This is a genomic window from Marinobacterium sp. BA1 (assembly GCF_041155135.1).
Classification (GTDB): Bacteria; Pseudomonadota; Gammaproteobacteria; order Pseudomonadales; family Balneatricaceae; genus Marinobacterium; species Marinobacterium iners.
Map to the genome: position 1 here is coordinate 3,192,664 of NZ_BAAFHC010000001.1, position 18,855 is coordinate 3,211,518.

At 54.0% G+C, this 18,855-nt stretch carries 15 protein-coding genes; 12 read left to right on the forward strand and 3 right to left on the reverse strand.

Annotated elements, in window-relative coordinates; genetic code table 11:
• Positions 1-49 precede the first annotated feature (49 nt).
• Together ACAM29_RS15560 and glnE are read left to right on the forward strand one after the other, a co-directional pair.
• Complete coding sequence (locus ACAM29_RS15560; protein WP_369624644.1) at positions 50-703, forward strand: inorganic triphosphatase; 654 nt, start codon at positions 50-52, stop codon at positions 701-703.
• The gene (gene glnE / locus ACAM29_RS15565) at positions 704-3,616 is read left to right on the forward strand and encodes a bifunctional [glutamate--ammonia ligase]-adenylyl-L-tyrosine phosphorylase/[glutamate--ammonia-ligase] adenylyltransferase (protein WP_369624645.1); all 2,913 of its coding nucleotides are present in this window, start codon (positions 704-706) and stop codon (positions 3,614-3,616) included.
• A 69-nt stretch (positions 3,617-3,685) separates the two neighbouring features.
• On the opposite strand, the gene ACAM29_RS15570 is transcribed toward glnE, so the two are convergent.
• Positions 3,686-4,681: a branched-chain amino acid aminotransferase gene (locus ACAM29_RS15570; protein WP_369624646.1), complete on the reverse strand. Its 996-nt coding sequence runs from the start codon at positions 4,679-4,681 to the stop codon at positions 3,686-3,688.
• A 241-nt stretch (positions 4,682-4,922) separates the two neighbouring features.
• Here ACAM29_RS15570 and ACAM29_RS15575 point away from each other — a divergent pair, with 241 nt between their 5' ends.
• From ACAM29_RS15575 to ACAM29_RS15595, 5 genes are read left to right on the forward strand one after another with little or no spacing between them, the layout of a single operon-like run.
• The gene (locus tag ACAM29_RS15575) at positions 4,923-5,804 is read left to right on the forward strand and encodes a mitochondrial fission ELM1 family protein (RefSeq protein ID WP_369624647.1); all 882 of its coding nucleotides are present in this window, start codon (positions 4,923-4,925) and stop codon (positions 5,802-5,804) included.
• Positions 5,801-6,895 carry a glycosyltransferase gene (locus ACAM29_RS15580; RefSeq protein WP_369624648.1) on the forward strand — a complete coding sequence of 365 codons (1,095 nt, stop codon included), beginning with the start codon at positions 5,801-5,803 and terminating at the stop codon, positions 6,893-6,895. Before ACAM29_RS15575 ends, ACAM29_RS15580 begins: the two co-directional genes overlap by 4 nt.
• Positions 6,892-8,145 (forward strand): O-antigen ligase family protein, encoded by a 1,254-nt coding sequence (locus ACAM29_RS15585; protein ID WP_369624649.1) that lies wholly within the window; start codon positions 6,892-6,894, stop codon positions 8,143-8,145. The genes ACAM29_RS15580 and ACAM29_RS15585 overlap by 4 nt, the downstream gene beginning before the upstream one ends.
• The gene (locus ACAM29_RS15590; protein WP_369624650.1) at positions 8,129-8,965 is read left to right on the forward strand and encodes a hypothetical protein; all 837 of its coding nucleotides are present in this window, start codon (positions 8,129-8,131) and stop codon (positions 8,963-8,965) included. Before ACAM29_RS15585 ends, ACAM29_RS15590 begins: the two co-directional genes overlap by 17 nt.
• Positions 8,962-10,002 (forward strand): glycosyltransferase family 4 protein, encoded by a 1,041-nt coding sequence (locus ACAM29_RS15595; protein ID WP_369624651.1) that lies wholly within the window; start codon positions 8,962-8,964, stop codon positions 10,000-10,002. Before ACAM29_RS15590 ends, ACAM29_RS15595 begins: the two co-directional genes overlap by 4 nt.
• A gap of 11 nt (positions 10,003-10,013) precedes the next feature.
• Here ACAM29_RS15595 and ACAM29_RS15600 read toward each other — a convergent pair whose 3' ends face one another.
• Positions 10,014-10,781 (reverse strand): glycosyltransferase family 2 protein, encoded by a 768-nt coding sequence (locus ACAM29_RS15600; RefSeq protein ID WP_369624652.1) that lies wholly within the window; start codon positions 10,779-10,781, stop codon positions 10,014-10,016.
• 104 nt (positions 10,782-10,885) lie between these two features.
• Here ACAM29_RS15600 and ACAM29_RS15605 point away from each other — a divergent pair, with 104 nt between their 5' ends.
• Positions 10,886-11,962: a glycosyltransferase gene (locus ACAM29_RS15605; protein WP_369624653.1), complete on the forward strand. Its 1,077-nt coding sequence runs from the start codon at positions 10,886-10,888 to the stop codon at positions 11,960-11,962.
• Complete coding sequence (asnB, locus tag ACAM29_RS15610) at positions 11,962-13,809, forward strand: asparagine synthase (glutamine-hydrolyzing) (RefSeq protein WP_369624654.1); 1,848 nt, start codon at positions 11,962-11,964, stop codon at positions 13,807-13,809. The genes ACAM29_RS15605 and asnB overlap by 1 nt, the downstream gene beginning before the upstream one ends.
• Here the strand turns inward: asnB and lpxL are convergent, their stop codons facing one another.
• Positions 13,810-14,739, reverse strand: a complete 930-nt coding sequence (gene lpxL / locus ACAM29_RS15615; RefSeq protein WP_254774996.1) for an LpxL/LpxP family Kdo(2)-lipid IV(A) lauroyl/palmitoleoyl acyltransferase — start codon at positions 14,737-14,739, stop codon at positions 13,810-13,812.
• Positions 14,740-14,887: 148 nt separating this feature from the next.
• Between lpxL and ACAM29_RS15620 the strand changes: the two genes are divergently transcribed.
• The 3 genes from ACAM29_RS15620 to msbA are packed head-to-tail and all read left to right on the forward strand — an operon-like array spanning position 14,888 to position 18,851.
• Positions 14,888-16,057: a nucleotide sugar dehydrogenase gene (locus ACAM29_RS15620; RefSeq protein ID WP_369624655.1), complete on the forward strand. Its 1,170-nt coding sequence runs from the start codon at positions 14,888-14,890 to the stop codon at positions 16,055-16,057.
• 9 nt (positions 16,058-16,066) lie between these two features.
• Positions 16,067-17,089 (forward strand): NAD-dependent epimerase, encoded by a 1,023-nt coding sequence (locus ACAM29_RS15625; protein ID WP_369624656.1) that lies wholly within the window; start codon positions 16,067-16,069, stop codon positions 17,087-17,089.
• A complete protein-coding gene (gene msbA / locus ACAM29_RS15630) occupies positions 17,079-18,851 on the forward strand; it encodes a lipid A export permease/ATP-binding protein MsbA (protein ID WP_206837371.1) in 1,773 nt (590 codons plus the stop codon). Before ACAM29_RS15625 ends, msbA begins: the two co-directional genes overlap by 11 nt.
• Positions 18,852-18,855 lie beyond the last annotated feature (4 nt).

Genomic DNA, 18,855 nt, shown 5'->3' on the forward strand with positions numbered 1-18,855 from the left:
GGACACTGGATTCGGTACACTGGTGAAAGATCAACAAGGTGTCTGAACGATGGCAACAGAAACAGAACTCAAGCTGCTGATCGAGCCGGCAGCAATGGAACGGTTGAGCCGGCATTCACTGCTGTGCCATGCAACCGGGCAAGCGGCCCGCCTGCTGCATAACACTTACTATGATACAGCGGCCCTTGACCTGGCCCGGGCAAAGGTGGCACTGCGGGTTCGGCGTCAGGGGGAGCGGTTTATTCAGACGCTGAAAACACGGGGGCAGAGCATCGATGGACTGCACCAGCGGGGTGAATGGGAGTGGGGTTTGGCCAGCGAACAGCTCGATCCCGCCCTGCTTGAAGCCGACATCTGGCCCGCCGAGCTGATTGCGCCGGATCAATTGGCACTGATACCGGTGTTTACCACTGACTTCACGCGACGTCTCTGGTGGCTGACTTTTGAAGGTGCCGAGATCGAAGTGGCACTGGATCTGGGTGAAGTGGTGTGCGACTGCGGGGATGGTCGTCACCTGACAGATCCGATCAGTGAGTTGGAGTTGGAGCTCAAATCAGGCCCTGCCGATGCTCTGTTTGCGCTGGCACATCGGTTGGCCGAGCAGGCAGAACTGCAGCCTGGCGATATCAGTAAGGCACAGCGCGGCTATCGACTGTTCAGTCAGTGTAGCCAGCACTCAATGGATTGCAGGGGAGACGCATGAATGTCGATTGATGAACAGAAATTGCAGAACGTGCCGGAACAATTGCGGCCTTTGCTGCAGGATAACCTTGCCCGCATCGAAGCCGCCCTCGGTGAGTTGCAGGATCAGCCGGATTGGCTGACGGTTGAGTTGCAGCGAACACTGATTGGCAGTGATTTTGTTGCCGAGCAGCTGCAGCGTCACCCTGACTGGCTGGCTCAGCTGATTCAAAGCGGAGACCTGCAACAGGCCTACGGCGAAACTGAGTATGCCGAACGACTGCAGGCGTTGCTGACACCGATTGAGGACGAGAAGGAGCTGCACCGCCTGTTGCGTCTGTTCCGTCAGCGCGAAATGATCCGCCTGATCTGGCGTGATCTCAACCGGCTCAGCGACATGCGCGGTACTACCCGCGAGCTGTCATGGCTGGCGGATGCCTGCATTGATCGCACATTGGAGTGGTTGTACCAGCAGGCCTGCCAGCGCTGGGGCGTGCCACACTCGCGCCCGGACGCCAAAGGTCAGCGTCATCCACAACGGATGGTGGTGCTCGGGATGGGCAAACTGGGTGCGCATGAGCTGAACCTGTCATCCGATATTGATTTGATTTTTACCTTTCCGGCCAATGGCGAAACTGACGGCGAGCGCAAGAATCTGGAAAATCAGGATTTCTTCATCAGGTTGGGGCAGAAGCTGATCCAGGCGCTGGATAACCTGACCATCGATGGCTTTGTGTTTCGTGTCGACATGCGCCTGCGGCCCTTTGGCTCGGCTGGCCCGCTGGCGTGCAGCTTTGGTGCCATGGAAAGCTATTACCAGGATCAGGGTCGCGATTGGGAGCGTTATGCCATGATCAAGGCGCGCGTTGTAGCCGGTGATCAGGAGGCCGGAGAAGAGCTGATCCAGCTGTTGCGTCCCTTTGTGTATCGCAAGTATATCGACTTCAGCGCCTTTGAGTCACTGCGCGACATGAAGGGCATGATTAACCGTGAAGTGCGCCGCAAGGGGTTGAGTCATAACGTAAAACTGGGAGCCGGTGGCATCCGCGAAGTGGAGTTTATTGCGCAGGCGTTCCAGTTGATACGCGGCGGTCGCGATCATGAGCTGCAGCAGCGTGAACTGCTCAATATTCTGCCACAGCTGCCGGAGAAGGTGGGTATGCCTGAAGCGGCCGTGACCGAGCTGACCGATGCCTATACCTTCCTGCGCAATGTAGAACATGGTATTCAGGCGATCGCCGACAAGCAGACGCAGGAGTTGCCGGAAGATGAAATGGGCCGGGAGCGTCTGGCCTTTGCCCAGGGTTTTGCCGATTGGGATGCGCTGGACCAGGCGTTGCAGAAATGTCGGGCGGATGTGTCGCGTCACTTTGCCGATGTGATCGCTCCGGTGGACGAGGGAGAAGAGCAACCGGATGACCTGCGCGGTGACTGGCTGGCACTCTGGCAGGGGTTGATGGAGGATGCCAGTGCGCTGGAATTTCTGGCTGAGCAGGGGTACCAATCCCCTGAGCAGGCACTGAAGGCGCTGCAGGATCTCAAGGGGTTGCGCACGGTACAGATGCTGCAGAAAGTGGCACTGGAACGACTGGAAGCGGTATTGCCGGCACTGCTGGAGAATGTTGGCCAGTGCAGTAACCCGGAGATTACGCTGGAACGGGTGCTGGTGTTGATTCAGGCGGTATTGCGCCGGTCCGCCTATCTGGTGTTGTTGAACGAAAATCCGGCGGCATTGAAGCAGCTGGTTCAACTTTGTTCCGCCAGTGCCTGGTTTGCCGAGCAGCTGTCGAAACAGCCGGTTCTGCTGGATGAATTGATCGATCCACGCACTCTTTACACGCCGCCGAACCTGACGGCGCTGCGTACCGAGCTGCGCCAGCAGTTGCTGCGTATACCGGAAGATGACATCGAGCAGTTGATGGAGACCCTGCGCTACTTCAAGCATGCACACATGTTGCGGGTGGCTGCGTCCGATATTACCGGAGTATTGCCGTTGATGCGGGTCAGTGATTACCTGACCTGGCTGGCGGAAGCCGTGCTTGAAGCGGTGCTGGATATCGCCTGGCGCAACCTCACCGAGAAACACGGCGTGCCACAGAAAAGCCCCGGCGTGCCCTGTGATCCCGACTTTATCATCATCGGTTATGGCAAGGTGGGTGGCATAGAGCTGTCCTATGGTTCTGATCTTGACCTGGTGTTCCTGCACGATGCGGCTGGTAACCTGGAAACCGATGGTGGCAAGCCCATCGCCAACAGCGTCTTCTTCAACCGGTTGGGGCAGAGGATCATCCATATCCTCAACACGTTCACCCCATCCGGGATTCTGTATGAAGTGGACATGCGCTTGCGCCCCTCCGGCAACTCCGGCCTGTTGGTCAGCTCACTGAACGCCTTCCGAGAGTATCAGCAGAAGGAAGCCTGGACCTGGGAACATCAGGCGTTGGTTCGGGCGCGTGTGGTGGCCGGCAGCCCGGCCCTGGCGGAGCGGTTCCAGTCCGTGCGCCGTGAAATATTGGGACAGCCTCGGGAAGAAGCAAAACTCAAATCGGATGTGACCACGATGCGCGAGAAGATGCGCGGGCATCTGGGCAGCAAACCTGCGGCCGATGAAGAAAGTCGTGTATTCCATCTGAAACAGGACCGTGGCGGTATCGTCGATATCGAGTTCATGGTGCAATATCTGGTGCTGCGCCACGCAGCCGAGATGCCTGCTCTGATGCGTTGGACTGACAACATCCGCATTCTGGCCAGTGTTGAAGCCGAAGGGTTGCTGGCATCCGATGAGGTGGAATTGCTGCGGGAAGCCTACAAGGCCTATCGTGCCGCCGGCCACCGTCAGACGATGCAAAACCTCTCCGGTGTGCTGGGCGATCAGGAAATGGCCGCCTATCGTGAAGGTGTGGCCGAACTCTGGCAGAGGCTGCTGGCGCCGTAATTTGGCATTAAAAAGCCGACCCGGTGTAAGCCGGGCCGGCTGTTCAGAATCAAGAGTCGTGCTGTTCGATCAGAGGCTGGTCAGCCAGCTGTGCTTGTCCTCGGCTCTGCCCCACTGAATATCATTCAGAGCCCGGCGCAGGCGCAGGGTAGTTTCGCCAATGCCGCCGTTACCGACCTCATACTCCTTGCCTTTGTAAATGAACGTGCCTACCGCGGTCAGAACCGCAGCGGTACCGGAAAGCGCGGCCTCGCATCGTGGGCGTGCACTGCGCTCAAGCAGCTCTTCAACGGTGAGCTGACGCTCGGACACGGTCATGCCCATGTCTCGAGCCAGTGTCAGGATGGAATCGCGGGTGACGCCATGCAGGAAAGTCGAATCCAGCGCTTTGGTGATGATCTCATCGCCATCGATCAACAGGAAGTTGGCCGCACCGGTCTCCTGAACATCACCGCCCGGGCAGAACAGTACCTGATCGGCCTGATACTCCGCTCGCGCCTTCATGATCGGCTGCAGTGCGCTGGCATAGTTGCCACCGCTCTTGACCACACCCATGTGCGGTGAACAGCGCATGCCCTCGTCGTCCAACAGCAGGCGCAGCGCCTTGTCACCGCCGGTGAAGTAATCACCTACTGGAGACAGCAGCACGTAAAGGCATGAAGTTAGTGACGGTACAGCAGCCTTGCCGATGGCGGGCTCGGTACCGATATGAGTTGGGCGAATGTACATGGAGCCAGGCGCCTCAGGTACCTGGTCGGCGAAGCGGGTGACGATATCCACAATCATCTGCTCCAGCTTTTCCGGTGCAAATTCCGGCAATGCCAGAATGTCAGAACTTTGTTGCAGGCGGGCGATATTGCGGTCCATGCGGAAAATCTTGACCGAGCCATCCTCATGGCGAAATGCCTTCAAGCCCTCGAAGCAACTGCTGGAATAGTGCAGTACGTGTGCCCCGGGGTGCAGTTGAATACTGTCGCTCGATACCACCTCGGCGTTGCTCCACTGTGAGCCGTCGAACCAGGAAATTGCCATTTCAGGCATGAAAACGGAACCAAAAGCAGACATATCACCTTCCTAACAAGCTGGGCTAAGACCGAAGGCTGGCGGGGCGGAGCCAGCAGACACGAGCGATCCGAGAAATTCAGACCCTTAGATTGTATGCATTCAGCGAAAAAATGGAATTGCCTGGCGGATAAATAGTGTTGCAGCCTTCGTTGCACAGCGGCTGCAATGGTATCATTTGACGCCTATGGCAAGCGTCTGGTCTGTTGGGCCGAGCGTATTGGAAACAGCAAAGTGGGTGCGCGTGAAACAGATCCTGATTATCAGCGATGGCAAGCCCGGGCATCGCAACCAGTCAATGGGACTGGCCGAAGCGATTGCCTGCCGTACTGCGGTGGAGATCAGCGAGCGCGAGCCAATGGGGCGCTTTGAGGCGCTGAGGCTCTTCCTGGGCGGCGCCTTGCCGCAACTGGATGATTGCCCTGATCTGCTGATCGGTGCAGGACACGACACGCACCTGACCTTGTTGGCGCTGCGCAAACTGTACCGTGTACCCGCCATTGTACTGATGAAACCGTCTATACCGATGGGGTTCTTTGATCTCTGTCTGGTGCCTGAGCATGACCAGCCTCCGAAACGTCCCAATATCATTGTCACTCACGGGGCGCTCAACCGGATGCAACCGGGCAAGAAGGCTCCAGGCAGCGGTGTCATACTGATCGGCGGGCCGTCAAAACATTACAACTGGGATGAAACCGGCATGCTTGTACAGGTGCGTGCACTGCTGGAACATGCGCCGCGCAACTGGCTGATCGGCTCGTCACGGCGTACGCCTGCCAGCACTGAACAGGCTTTGTCAGGGTTGTGTGGGGATCGTTTTGTACCTGCCTCCGCAACCGGCCCTGACTGGCTGCCGCAGCAGCTGGCTCGTGCCGAAGTCTGCTGGGTGACTCAGGACAGCGCATCCATGGTGTATGAAGCGCTGACGGCCGGTTGTCGGGTGGGCGTTTTGCCATTGACTGGTGATACAGACAGCCGGATCAGCAAGGGTGTTGAGCAGCTGACAGCGCAAGGGTTGGTGGTGCGTGCACCAGACTGGTCGATGACCGGGCTCGCTGCAGAGAGCATCGTATTGAATGAAGCAGAACGCTGTGCCGAGGAAGTACTCAGGAGGGAGTGGCTGTGAAGGTTGTACAGGTATTGCCCGCCCTTGAACTGGGCGGTGTCGAGCGAGGTACGCTTGAAGTTGCCCGTGGACTGGTTGCTGCTGGCCATGAGTCAATTGTTGTGTCGGCCGGGGGGCGCCTTGTTGCACAGCTTGAATGTGAAGGCAGCCGCCATGTGCAATGGGAGTTGGGCAAGAAATCGTTGCTGACGCTGCTGCAGGTGCCCGGGCTGCGCCGTTGGCTGGCCGAAGAAAAACCGGATATCGTGCATGTGCGCTCGCGCATGCCCGCCTGGGTTGTATGGCTGGCCTGGCGCAAGATGAACCCGGAGACTCGGCCGCGCTTCATCACTACCCTGCATGGTATGCACTCTGTAAATCGCTACAGCGCCATCATGGGGAAGGGGGAGCGCGTGATTGCCGTATCTGAAACGGCCAAACGCTACCTGTTGGACAACTACCCGGAAGTGGACCCTGCCAAGGTAACCGTGATTCATCGGGGCATTGACCCGGAGGAGTTTCCGCGTGGATATCAGCCCACAGAGGAGTGGAAAGCACGTCTCTTTGATGACTGTCCTCAGGCCCGGAACAAACACCTGATCTGCTTTCCTGGCCGCATTACGCGCTGGAAAGGGCATCTTGATCTGGTCAAGGTAGTGGCAGAGCTCAGTCAACAGCGGCAGGACTTTCATGTCCTGATCATCGGCAGTGACCCCAAGAACAAGTTTATTCATGAGGTAAAAGCTGCCATTAGTACGGCTGGACTGGATGAATATTTCTCTTTCCTCGGTACCCGCTCGGATATGAAAGAGCTGTATGCCATTTCAGATGTGATGTTGTCCCTTACATCAACAACCGCAGAAGCGTTTGGGCGAACGGTTGTGGAGTGTTTGTCGATTGGTACACCGGTGGTGGGGTATGCCCATGGGGCAGTGGCTGAAACCTTGGGGGCCATTTATTCGGAAGGAAAAGTCCCTACAGGTCAATGTTCACTGGCTGCTCAAAAGGTGAATTTCTGTTTGGATAGTAAGGGATGTGGTGACATGCTGGAGGGGCCGTACACACTTGATAAAATGATACAGAAAACTCTCTCGCTATATGAAAAAATATGAATCAAATTCTGACAGAAAAGACGCAAACGGCTCTCTTGTTTAGAATAATAGCCTGTTTCTTTATCGTAAATTACTTTGTTTGGCCAGGGCTGTACAAGGATTTTGTCTACCTTGTTTCCATTTTTTGTATTATTGGATTTTTTTTTGGTTTTAAAATTGATCTTCGGTTTTCGAGACTTTTTTCCATAAGTCTTTTGGTTTTTGTTCTGCCTGACATTATTAACATGGCAAGAGGTTATTCTTCAGTAAGTGATATTGAAAAAATATCACGTAATGTGCTCCTGGTGTTGCCGGTTGGTGCTATTTTATATTACAGGAATATATCGAATGATCTTCTGACGAAAGCGATTGTTCTGATGTTTTTCTATACATTGTTCTTTCTTTTTCTTCAGGAAGGAGGAATATTTGCAAGTCAGTCCGAACACTATGACGGTGAATATCCAGGCTTATGGTATAACAAGGGAACATTTTCAACAGCTGTCGTGTTTTTTTATTCTTTATTGGCAGGTATGTTTTTTGTTCCTGTGAGAAAGACGCCCTTTGGCTGGTTGTTGTCGGGATTCGTGGCGGTATCGGTTATTCTGGTCATGACTGAAGCCAGAGGACCCATTCTAGCCTTTACCATCATAAATATAATCATGGTTTTCATACATTACAGGTATAACCTGAAAAGTCTTTCAAATTTCAAGATGTTGTCATTTTTTGCTCTGATAATATTGCTTGTAATTTATTTTTTACTCTGGGATAGAATAACTCTTGCCTATATTGAAGCAAGCAATTATTTGGTGGCAGGTGACATATCCTTTGATAACTCTATAGCAGTAAGAATAGAGTCATGGCGGCTGGCATGGGATGTTTTTTTGCGCAACCCTATTTTCGGCTATGGTGTAAGAGAAGCCTTGGAAGTGAAAAAGGAAATATTGGCATCAGGGAATTATCCTGATTATATGTTGAGTTTTCATACTCACTCTGAGTATTTTTATATGCTGGAGAGAGGTGGTATATTTGGACTGATCTGCCTTTTTTTGTTTGTATTGTTCCCCTTTTACATACTTCGTTATTACGGAGTTTCGCTTGTTGAAGCAGCGCCAACTTTTTTTGTGACAGTGTCTTTTTTGGTTATTGGTTTGACCAGTGCGACATTACGTAACAATCTCGGTGCTAACTCTTACCTTTTATGCTTGGCGTTATCAATGGCTTACTCCATCATTTCAGCGAATGGGAAAATGAAAAATGAGATCGCCAGTTAGGCTTTATTATCAGAACTCTGAAGGTAACTTCGGCGATATCCTTTCCAGAGAAATTACACAGAAAGCATCTGGCGCTGATGTTGCGTTCAGTGATTTGAAATATGCTGATCTGGTCGCGATAGGAAGTCTTGCTGAGCGTGTTGTCAAAAAGCGTTTCAAACGTTGGCTAATCAATCTTGGTCGGCCTTTGCATCTTTGGGGTACAGGCTTTTTGGCACCTGGAGAGTCAACATCTGGCAGGTTTATTCGTGCGCATGCACTTAGAGGTAAGCTGTCGGCGGCTCGCTTCAATATGGATATTGATAAAATTTGTTTGGGAGATCCCGGGCTGTTGTGCTCTCATTTCTTTCCGTCGGATCACCTGAGTAAAGGCCAGCACGTACTATGCCTCCCTCACCTTCATGACCACCACTCCGGTAAATGGATCGATACAATTCGTTGTAAATTTCCAAATGATAACGTTGTACAGATGAGTTTGGCTGATGATCATGTGACTATTATCGAAGCGATAATATCTGCCAAGTTGGTGATTACGACAGCTATGCACCCTTATATAGTAGCCCACAGCTATGATGTCCCCACTGCTTATCTACAGACAGGAAGCAATATTCATGTTGGTGGCGACTATAAGATATATGACTACCTCTCGGTATTTGGCCGCGAGGCACTGTGCTCAGTTGACTGCTCGGAGCTTACAAAGGGGAGGATCACTGCTGAGCAACTGTATGATGTCGCGGAGAGTGATCGAGTCTCTGTTGAGGCAGTCAAGCGTATACAAGAAGAGTTGTTGGATTCTTTTCCGCAGGAATACAAGGCATGAAAATCGTACATGTGCTTTGTTCCAGCCAGAAAGGAGGGCTGGAAACGGCTTTTGTTAATATAAACAGGTTGCTGATAAGACTGGGCCACGAAGTTGAGGTGTGGCTACCGTTTGAATCACCCTATCGTGATTCTTTACAACGGGATAGCCACAGTTATTACGCATTTTCTCCCCGGGGCTATTATGATGTTTTTCGTATTATTCAGGCACACCTGCGCTTGAGGACAGTCAAGCCGGATCTGGTGCTAACGCATAACGCCCGTGCTACCAGTATTCTTGGTCTGGCCTTAAAAAGCCTGACGACGCCACTTGTTGGATTCTCTCACAGCAATAAAATACGGCGAATGCTTGAGGCAGACTACCTGATTGGTCTTACTGAAGACATGTGTCAGCGCTTTTGGGACGCTGGATACGAAAAGGATAGAACAGCGATTTTGCCCAACTTTGTATTTGAACGACCACCTTTTGTTAAAAGTATCAAAAAAGACACGGGCAATGTTGGATTTGTCGGGCGTATGACAGCTGAAAAAGGGCTGGATACGCTATTAACGGCATTTTCTCAAGTGGTTGAAATAATGCCTGACACGCAGTTACATCTTGCTGGCAGCGGACCGGATAAAGAGGATATTCTTGCTCTTGCAGAGTCTCTTTCTATCCGTCACAAGGTTCATATTCATGGTTGGGTGGAAGATATTGGTGGATGGCTGCGTGACATTGATCTTTTAGTCGTGCCGTCTTTGAGTGAAACCTTTGGTATCGTTATATTGGAAGCGGCTGTCCATGGTTGCCCAGTCATAGCCAGTGATGTGTCGGGACCTGCCAGTCAGGTCCAATCAGGCAGTGACGGCTGGCTGGTGCCCCCGGGTAATGCGCAGCAGTTGGCAGACGGTATTTGTGCTGCATTGCAGCATGCAGAGCATAGAGCATCTGTTGCCACAATGGCGTATAAACGCAGTGAAAGTTACACTGTAGAAGCAATTCAGCCCCGTTTGAAAGCTATACTGGAGCAGAGTATTTATCTAGGCCGAAAAAAATAATCGCAAAAGGGTTACTTTTTTCGTTCAGACTCATAAAGTTTTATCTGCCTTAAAAACCGGCTATACGCAAAGTTAACCGCATAGATATAACCCATCAGCCCTCCACGCCAGTAGCCGCGGAAACAGTAACCCACGATAAAGGCGGTCCAAAATTCGGTCAGAATGCGAAAGGTCGATGGCTTGCGGCCACGGGCCAGCAGGTCTTTGGCCTGCGCCTCGGTGTACTCGTTCATTTTTTCTATGCGATGGTGGAAGGATTTGAGCGAATCGTGTGCCATGCGACCCTTGAGTGTGGCGGTTTTCGCCCCTGCCTCCATCTGTACGCGATCATGTACCGGGCTGGTGCTGTAGCGTCCTTTTGACTTCCGATACAACCGTACCGGTTTGTAGGGTGTGTAAGCACTCAACCGGTCGGTGCAGTAAAGACGGTCGTGAATGGCAATGAAGTAGCCATCGGCATCGGGCGCCTGAGTAAACATGGCGACTATTTCCGCCTGTAGTTCAGGCAGAATACGTTCGTCCGCATCAATGTTGAAGATCCAGTCATTGCGGGCCTGATCCTCTGCAAACCGCTTTTGCAGGCCATACCCGGGCCAGTCATGATGAACGACACGCGCGCCCAGTGATGCTGCGATCTCCTGGGTACCGTCAGTGCTGCCCGAGTCCACTACGACAACCTCATCGACCCAGTTCCGCACACTTTCGATCGCCATGCCGATGCGGTCCGCTTCGTCCTGAGCGATGATGGTGACACTGATGGGCAGGGTGGTGTCGGTCATGTGATGCCTGTTGGTTTCAAGGGTCTGGAGGTTGCTATAATCGCGCTCTATTGTCGGGGCAAACAGGTTCGCCTGGCAAGTTTCGCACAACGACAGGAGTTCCCGTGAGCCGGATTCAAACGCTTCAGATCATCGGCAGCAAGAAACTGGGTGGCGCCGAAAGCTTTTTTGTTCGCCTTCACCATGCGTTTAACCAGACGAGTGATTTGGGCTCAACTGCCATCGTTCCACATAGAAGTGAACTGCTCAGTAGCCTGTCTGCGCCTGTAGCGACCAGTGCCATGCGCAGTGTGTTCGACCCTCTGTCGCGTTTCAGTCTGGGGGCCTTGATCCGGCGTGAGCAGCCCGACATAGTCCAAACCTGGATGGGACGGGCGACGCGTCTGGTTCATCTACGCCCGGGCAAGGGGCCGGTTCATGTGGCCCGGCTCGGAGGCTTCTACAATCCGGATCACTATCGGCATGTACATGCACTGGTTGGCAATACCCGGGGGATTTGTGATTACCTGATCAGGCACGGTTACCCTGCTGATCGCGTACACTACATCAGCAACTTTGTTCCTCGTCCTGAACCGGTTGAAGCTGAACAACTGCAGCAGTGGAAGATGCGGTTAAACCTGAAAGATGACCTGGTGATCTTTGCTCTTGGGCGGCTGCATACCAACAAGGCTTTTGACACGCTGCTGGATGCCTTTTCGGCCTTGCCGGAAGAGATCGGTGGGCGTCGTGTGCAGTTGCTGCTGGCGGGGGATGGCCCTCTGGCCGATCAGCTCAAGGATCAGGCGAGCAAAAGTACGGCCAGTAACCGCATCCATTTTCTGGGCTGGCAGTCGGATCCAGCTCCCTTTTTTGCCATGGCAGACCTGTTCGTCTGCCCCTCACGGCATGAGCCACTGGGTAATGTGATTCTTGAGGGCTGGGCGCATGGTGTCCCCGTTGTTTCCACACGCAGTGATGGTGCGTTGGAGCTGATGACGGATGGCATTGACGGTGTGCTGACAGAGGTCGATGCCTGTGAGGCGCTGACCGCCGCCATGCAGCAGGTACTGACCGCCTCTGATGATCAGAAAGCCGCGATGATAAGTGCCGGGCGTTGTACGTTGGAGCAGCGTTTTGGCCAAGAGGCCATTGTATCGGCCTATCACGCCTTGTATGAGCAGCTCTTGGCGGGGGCTCGCTGATGTGCGGAATAGCCGGCATCTACACCCCAGGGCGTGACATTGATGCTGAACTTCCTGCTCGGATGGCGGCTGCGCTGTCTCATCGCGGACCCGATGGGCAGGGCATGTTTGCCGAGCAGGGGGTCGCCCTCATCCATACTCGACTTTCAATTATCGATCTGGAACACGGACAACAGCCTCTGTATTCACAAGACCGGCAGCGGGTCCTGGTCGCCAATGGGGAAATCTATAACCATGTGGAGCTGAGGCAGTCGCTGCAGGGGCGGGGTGAAAGATTCAATACCGGCTCTGACTGCGAAACCATTTTGCCACTGTCTGTATCGGACTCAGGCCCCGACGCAGACTTTGCGCATCAGCTGGAAGGCATGTTTGCCTTTGCGCATTATAACCGCAGCAACGGTGAGCTGCTGCTGGTACGCGACCGCTTCGGTATCAAACCGCTTTATTACTGCGAATTGCCCGGCGGCATTGCTTTTGCTTCGGAAATCAAGGCGTTGGTCAGGGTGTTGCCGGACAAACTGCAGCCCAATCTGGAAGCGGTAGGGCGATTCCTGCAGATCAACTTTGCGTCTGGTGATGAAACGGCGATCAAGGGTATTTGCCGTGTACCACCGGGTGGATTCCTCAAGGTTTTGCCGGATGGAAATATTGAGACAGGCATCTGGTGGTCGCTGGAACAGTCGCTTAAAGAACAGCCGGTATTCAAGGGTGACGAGCAGGCTGCCCTGGAGACCTTTGATGAGCTGCTGCAGGATGTGCTGCAAAAGCATCTGCGCTCCGATGTGCCGGTGGGGCTCTTTCTGTCCGGAGGTGTTGATTCATCAATATTGGCTACAGAGCTCAGTCGTTGCAGTTTTGGTAAACAACTGCCCAAAGCTTGGAGTCTGGCCTTTAACAGCACAACCGTGCATGACGAGTCAGAGGCCGCAGGTGCTGTGGCTCAGGCCTGTAGCCTTGAGCTTGAGTACGTTAAATCAGAGCCGATCAGGCTGTTTGACCAACTGGTATATGCGATTTGGGCCAGTGATGAGCTGATGGGTGACTTCGCGTCGCTGCCAACGCTGGTACTGGCTGACAGAGCCTCGCAGAGTCACAAAGTGGTATTGAGCGGCGAAGGTGGCGATGAAGTGTTTGCCGGTTACGGTCGTTATCGCATGCCCATGTTTCAGCGATGGTTAGCTCAGCTGAAGGCTCCTGGCAGTGGTGGTTTTAGAACCAAAGGCCGGTTTAACCGGCCGCAGGCACTGGGTCTGATCAAGCTTTCACAGCAGGCAAGACTGTTTGGCCATTGGCGGGCGCCCTTTATCCAGAACTGGAAACGGTTTGCAGGCCTTGATCGTTTGACACGCATGCAGGCGACCGATATCGCGACCTGGCTGGCGGATGATCTGCTGGTAAAGGCGGATCGGATGATGATGGTCAAGGGTGTAGAAGGCAGGGTGCCTTTTCTGGATCATCGACTGGTGTTGTTCGGACTGTCGCTGCCGCAGTCGTTACGACAGCGTGGGCGAACCGGTAAATATCTGCCGCGCAAATGGCTTCAGGCACACCTTCCTCAGGTTGAGCAAGGGCGCAAAAAAGGCTTTTCCGTGCCGGTTGCCGACTGGGTCAGATCACTGGACCCTGTCAGGCTTGAGCAGGCGCTTATGGGGTCCCCGTTGTTGGCCGAGATACTGGATAGAAAGGAGCTGCAGGGCCTGCTTGCCAAACTGCCACAACTGGACAGGAAACTGGTAGAACCTGTTGCTGCGCTGATTCAGCTGGCGATCTGGTATCGCCTGTTTGTAGAACAGGCGGGGGCCAGGCCGCCAGAAACGGCAGACCCGTTGGAGTGGCTGCTGAGCTGACTATGGCTGCCTGCGATACAGGTAATTCTTGCCCTGTGGGTGCGTTTTGAAGCGACGGTGCACCCACATGTACTGCGCTGGGTCCTTGCGGATGGCGCGCTCAATTTCGGCATTGACCCGGGCTGCATCGATCTCTTCATCACCGGTCGGGAATGGCTCGATTGCAGGGAACAGTTCCAGTTCGTAGCCCGAGTCGTCTGGCAGGCGGTGCTGTGCCAGCATCAAAATCGGTGAATTGTTCAGCTTTACCATGCGTGTGGTTGCGGTAATGGTTGCTGCAGGAACGCCGAAAAAGGGTGCATACACCGACTGGTGACTGCCAAAGTCCTGATCAGGTGCGTACCAGACAATGTGGTTGTTGCGCAGAGCCTTCAGGACGGTTCGAATCTCCGAGCGCTCAATCACCAGCTCGAAACAGCGTTGGCGGCAACGGGTAATGATCCGTTCCAGTAGTGGATTGTTGTGGCGGCGATACATGGCATCGACTGGGTAAAAGTCTGAAAACAGAAGTCCGCCCAGGTCGAGGGTCGAAAAATGTGCGCCCAATAAAATAACGCCCTTACCCTTGGCCAAGGCAGCATCCAGGTGCTCTTGCCCCTTGAGTGTAAAGTGACCCTTCAGCTTTTCCCGTGGAGTCCACCAGGCCATGGCTGTCTCGAACAGGCCGATGCCGTTGTTGGCAAACACCGAGCGGACCAGTTTCGCTTGTTCAACGTCGCTCAGCTCAGGAAAGCACAGGCGGATGTTGACCTCTGTCACATGGCGTCGGCGCGGGCTCATGTAAAAAAGCATATGCCCCAATACGCGGCCGAGACGGATCTGCCAGCGCCAAGGCAGGCGGTTAAGCAGCCATAAGAGACCGATACCGATTCGGGCAGGCCAGAATCGAGGGCTCATAAAGCGCTTGTCAGGTGCGGTGTGTTGGCTCACGGGCTCTCTTGCAGCAGGTCATGACAGGGCTGATTGTAAAGTGGTGACACCCAAGCGGCAAACCGATACGGGCTGTAACATCCCTGCCCGATTTTCTCATGGTATGATGCACCACTTATCTTCGGACCCGATAGCTGAAAGGTTATAGATGAAAATAGCAGTTGCAGGCACAGGCTACGTAGGGCTTTCCAATGCGGTATTGCTGGCTCAGCACAACGAGGTAGTAGCGCTGGATATCCTGAGTCATAAGGTGGATCAGCTTAATCGAGGCGAGTCGCCAATCGAGGATGTCGAGATCAGCCAGTACCTGGCCTCCGGCAAGCTGCAATTGCGGGCAACACTGGACAAGCACGAGGCGTATGCCGGTGCCGAGTTTGTCATCATTGCCACGCCCACCGATTACGACCCACAGACCAACTACTTCAACACCCGCAGTGTTGAAGCCGTGGTGCAGGATGTACTGGCGATAAACTCACAGGCGGTGATGGTGATCAAGTCCACGGTGCCGGTGGGCTATACCCGTGAGCTGGCACAGCGTCTGGGCACACACAACCTGATTTTCTCGCCGGAGTTCCTGCGCGAAGGCAAGGCGTTGTATGACAACCTGTATCCTTCACGCATCGTCGTGGGCGAACAGTCCGAGAGAGCCGAGCGCTTTGCAAGCCTGCTCAGGCAAGGCGCGCTGAAGCAGGATGTGTCGGTTCTGTTCACTGACTCCACTGAAGCCGAAGCGATCAAACTTTTTGCCAATACCTATCTGGCGATGCGTGTTGCCTATTTCAACGAGCTTGACAGCTACGCTCAGTCGCATGGCCTGAGTACCCGACAGATTATTGAAGGTGTTGGACTCGACCCACGTATTGGTAACCACTATAACAATCCTTCTTTTGGCTACGGCGGTTACTGTCTGCCCAAGGATACCAAGCAGTTGTTGGCCAACTATGATCAGGTACCCAACAACCTGATTCGCGCCATCGTGGATTCAAATACCACCCGCAAGGACTTTATCGCCAACTCCGTGATTGCGCGTAACCCGAAAGTGGTGGGAGTCTATCGTTTGGTGATGAAATCCGGCTCGGACAACTTCCGAGCCTCTGCCATACAAGGCGTGATGAAACGGATCAAGGCCAAGGGAATTGAAGTGGTGGTATATGAGCCTGTGTTGGATGAAGACTATTTCTTCAACTCCCGCGTGATTCGTGATCTGAACGAGTTCAAACAGATCAGTGATGTAATTCTGGCCAATCGGCTGGCGAACGAGATTCAGGATTGTGAAGCAAAGGTTTTCACACGAGATCTGTTTGGCAGCGACTCCTGAGGCGATACCATGAAAGTACTGGTCACCGGCAATGCCGGATTTATTGGTTTCCATACCGCGATGAAGCTGCTCCAGCGTGGTGATGAGGTGGTCGGTTTTGACAACGTCAACGACTACTATGACACCGGTCTGAAGGAGGCTCGCCTGAGCTGTCTGGAGCAGACGGCAGCAGATACCGGCTCAACCTACCAGTTTATCCGCGCCAATCTTGCAGATCGTGATGCGGTTGAATCCTGTTTTGCCGAACACCGGTTTGACCGAGTCATTCACCTGGCCGCTCAGGCGGGTGTGCGCTACTCAATTGAAAATCCTCACGCCTATGTGGAAAGCAATCTGGTCGGTTTTGTAAACGTACTGGAGGCGTGCCGACAGCATCAGGTCGGGCATCTGACCTATGCCAGCACCAGCAGTGTCTATGGTGCCAATACCCACATGCCTTTCAGTGAACATGACGGCGTTAACCATCCGGTACAGTTCTATGCGGCCACCAAACGCTCCAATGAGTTGATGGCGCACAGTTACAGTCACCTGTTTGGCCTGCCCACCACGGGGCTGCGCTTTTTTACGGTATATGGCCCCTGGGGGCGCCCCGATATGGCGCCTCATCTGTTTACCAGTCGTATTCTGGCCGGCGAGCCGATCAAGGTGTTCAATAACGGCAATCACTCGCGTGATTTCACCTATATCGATGACATCGTTGAAGGTGTGGTTCGCGCCAGTGATCAACCGGCCCGTTCAAACCCGGACTGGGACAGCGATCATCCTGATCCGGCCACCAGCAAGGCACCCTTCAGGCTCTACAACATCGGCAACAGTGATGCGGTCAAGTTGGGTGATTTTATCGCTGCAATCGAGACGGCCACCGGCAAGAAAGCGCGCAAGGAAATGTTGCCACTTCAGCCGGGTGATGTGCCTGATACCTTCGCCGACAGCAGTGAGTTGCAGCAGAGTGTTGGTTACAAGCCGGCTACGTCTGTTGACGAGGGGGTGAATCGATTTGTGCAGTGGTATCGGGAGTACTATGCAGTCTGACCAGACCTTGAAAAGTGAAAGTCATCCGGAAGTAGACAGCGCCTGGCAAACGTACAAGCGCTTGCTGGTCTATGTGCGCCCGCTTTGGCTGATATTTTTGGTCAGCTTTATCGGTTTTGCCATCTATGGTGCAGGCCAGGCGCTCTCAGCCAAATGGCTTGAAATGGTGGTCGATACAGTACAGCGCAATGACTATGACCAGCGCTGGTTCCTGGCCGCTGCCGTGATGGGGATTTTCATTCTGCGAGGCTTGGGGGCCTTTATTGGCAACTACAGCATCGCTTATGTAGGGCGGGAGGTGATCCATCGCCTGCGTACCCAAGTTTTCGAACGCCTGTTGTTGCTGCCTTCTCATTACTACAGCCACAAATCCAGTGGTGAACTGTTGGCAAAACTGACCTACAACGTCGAGCAGGTAACTGAGGCCGTAACCAATGCAATCAAGGTTCTGTTCCGTGAAGGCCTTACGGTTGCAGGGCTGTTGGGCTACATGTTTTACCTCAACTGGAAGTTGACCCTGATCTTCATCGCCGCCGGGCCATTGATCGGGCTGGTGGTATCCATGGCCGCCAAGCGGATGCGCAAGTTAAGCCGCCGCATTCAGAAATCGGTGGGTGATATCACCGAGTCGGCCTCCGAATCGATCAAGGGCTATCAGGTGGTGCGCATCTTTGGTGGTGCCGAAGCCGAGCGGGGGCGCTTTGAGCAGGCCAGCCTGCACAACAAGCGTCAGTTCATGAAGTTGGTGGTGACCCAGTCGCTCAATACTCCGATTATTCAGTTGTTGGTCGCGCTGGCTCTGTCGGCGCTGCTGTTTCTGGCGATGCACCCGGATGTGATGGGCAGCATGAGCACCGGTGGCTTTGTGGCGTTTCTGACCGCAGCCGGCATGATCACCAAACCGCTGCGCCTGCTTACCGATATCACGTCTATCGTGCAGAAGGGGATCGCCGCAGCAGAAAGTCTGTTTGAAGTGCTGGATGAGCCGGTTGAACAGGACAGTGGCAGCCGCACGCTGGAGCGGATCGGGGATATCGAATTCCGCCACCTGCATTTTGCCTATCCCGGCACGGACAAGGAGGTGCTGCAGGATATTTGCCTGAGCCTGCCGCAGGGGAAAAGTGTTGCTCTGGTGGGGCGTTCCGGCAGCGGCAAGACCACGATGGCCAGCCTGTTGCCACGTTTCAATGATGGCTGGACGGGTGAGTTGCTGGTCAATGGCGAGCCACTGGAATCGTTTACGCTGGATAGCCTGCGTAGCCAGATATCACTGGTGAACCAGAATGTGGTGCTGTTCAACGGCACTATCGCCGAAAATATTGCCTATGGCGCCATGGCCGGTGCCAGTGAGACTGCCATTCTGGCGGCGGCAGAAGCTGCTCACGTAACCGAGTTTGTCGAACGTCTGCCGCAGGGAATTCATACCCGAGTGGGTGAAAATGGTGTGTTGCTCTCCGGCGGTCAACGTCAGCGTATCGCCATCGCCCGCGCCATTTTGAAGGATGCCCCGATTTTGATCCTGGATGAGGCGACATCGGCGCTGGACAGTGAGTCTGAGCGGCACATTCAGGATGCACTGGAAGAGGTGATGCGTGGTCGAACCACGCTGGTGATAGCACACCGCCTGTCCACCATTGAAAAAGCCGACATCATCGTGGTGATGGAGGACGGTCGCATCATTGAACAGGGTTCTCACTCCGAACTGCTGGAGCAGCAGGGGGCCTATTCCAAGTTCCATATTCTGCAGACCGATACGGAGTAGCAGG

Excerpts from the sequence above, each read along its gene's own strand:
- ACAM29_RS15595 (WP_369624651.1), top strand. The coding sequence starts at position 8,962 with ATGAAAATCGTACATGTGCTTTGTTCCAGCCAGAAAGGAGGGCTGGAA.
- ACAM29_RS15600 (WP_369624652.1), bottom strand. The coding sequence starts at position 10,781 with ATGACCGACACCACCCTGCCCATCAGTGTCACCATCATCGCTCAGGAC.
- ACAM29_RS15590 (WP_369624650.1), top strand. The coding sequence starts at position 8,129 with ATGAGATCGCCAGTTAGGCTTTATTATCAGAACTCTGAAGGTAACTTC.
- glnE (WP_369624645.1), top strand. The coding sequence starts at position 704 with ATGTCGATTGATGAACAGAAATTGCAGAACGTGCCGGAACAATTGCGG.
- asnB (WP_369624654.1), top strand. The coding sequence starts at position 11,962 with ATGTGCGGAATAGCCGGCATCTACACCCCAGGGCGTGACATTGATGCT.
- ACAM29_RS15570 (WP_369624646.1), bottom strand. The coding sequence starts at position 4,681 with ATGTCTGCTTTTGGTTCCGTTTTCATGCCTGAAATGGCAATTTCCTGG.
- msbA (WP_206837371.1), top strand. The coding sequence starts at position 17,079 with ATGCAGTCTGACCAGACCTTGAAAAGTGAAAGTCATCCGGAAGTAGAC.
- ACAM29_RS15625 (WP_369624656.1), top strand. The coding sequence starts at position 16,067 with ATGAAAGTACTGGTCACCGGCAATGCCGGATTTATTGGTTTCCATACC.
- ACAM29_RS15620 (WP_369624655.1), top strand. The coding sequence starts at position 14,888 with ATGAAAATAGCAGTTGCAGGCACAGGCTACGTAGGGCTTTCCAATGCG.
- ACAM29_RS15585 (WP_369624649.1), top strand. The coding sequence starts at position 6,892 with ATGAATCAAATTCTGACAGAAAAGACGCAAACGGCTCTCTTGTTTAGA.
- ACAM29_RS15560 (WP_369624644.1), top strand. The coding sequence starts at position 50 with ATGGCAACAGAAACAGAACTCAAGCTGCTGATCGAGCCGGCAGCAATG.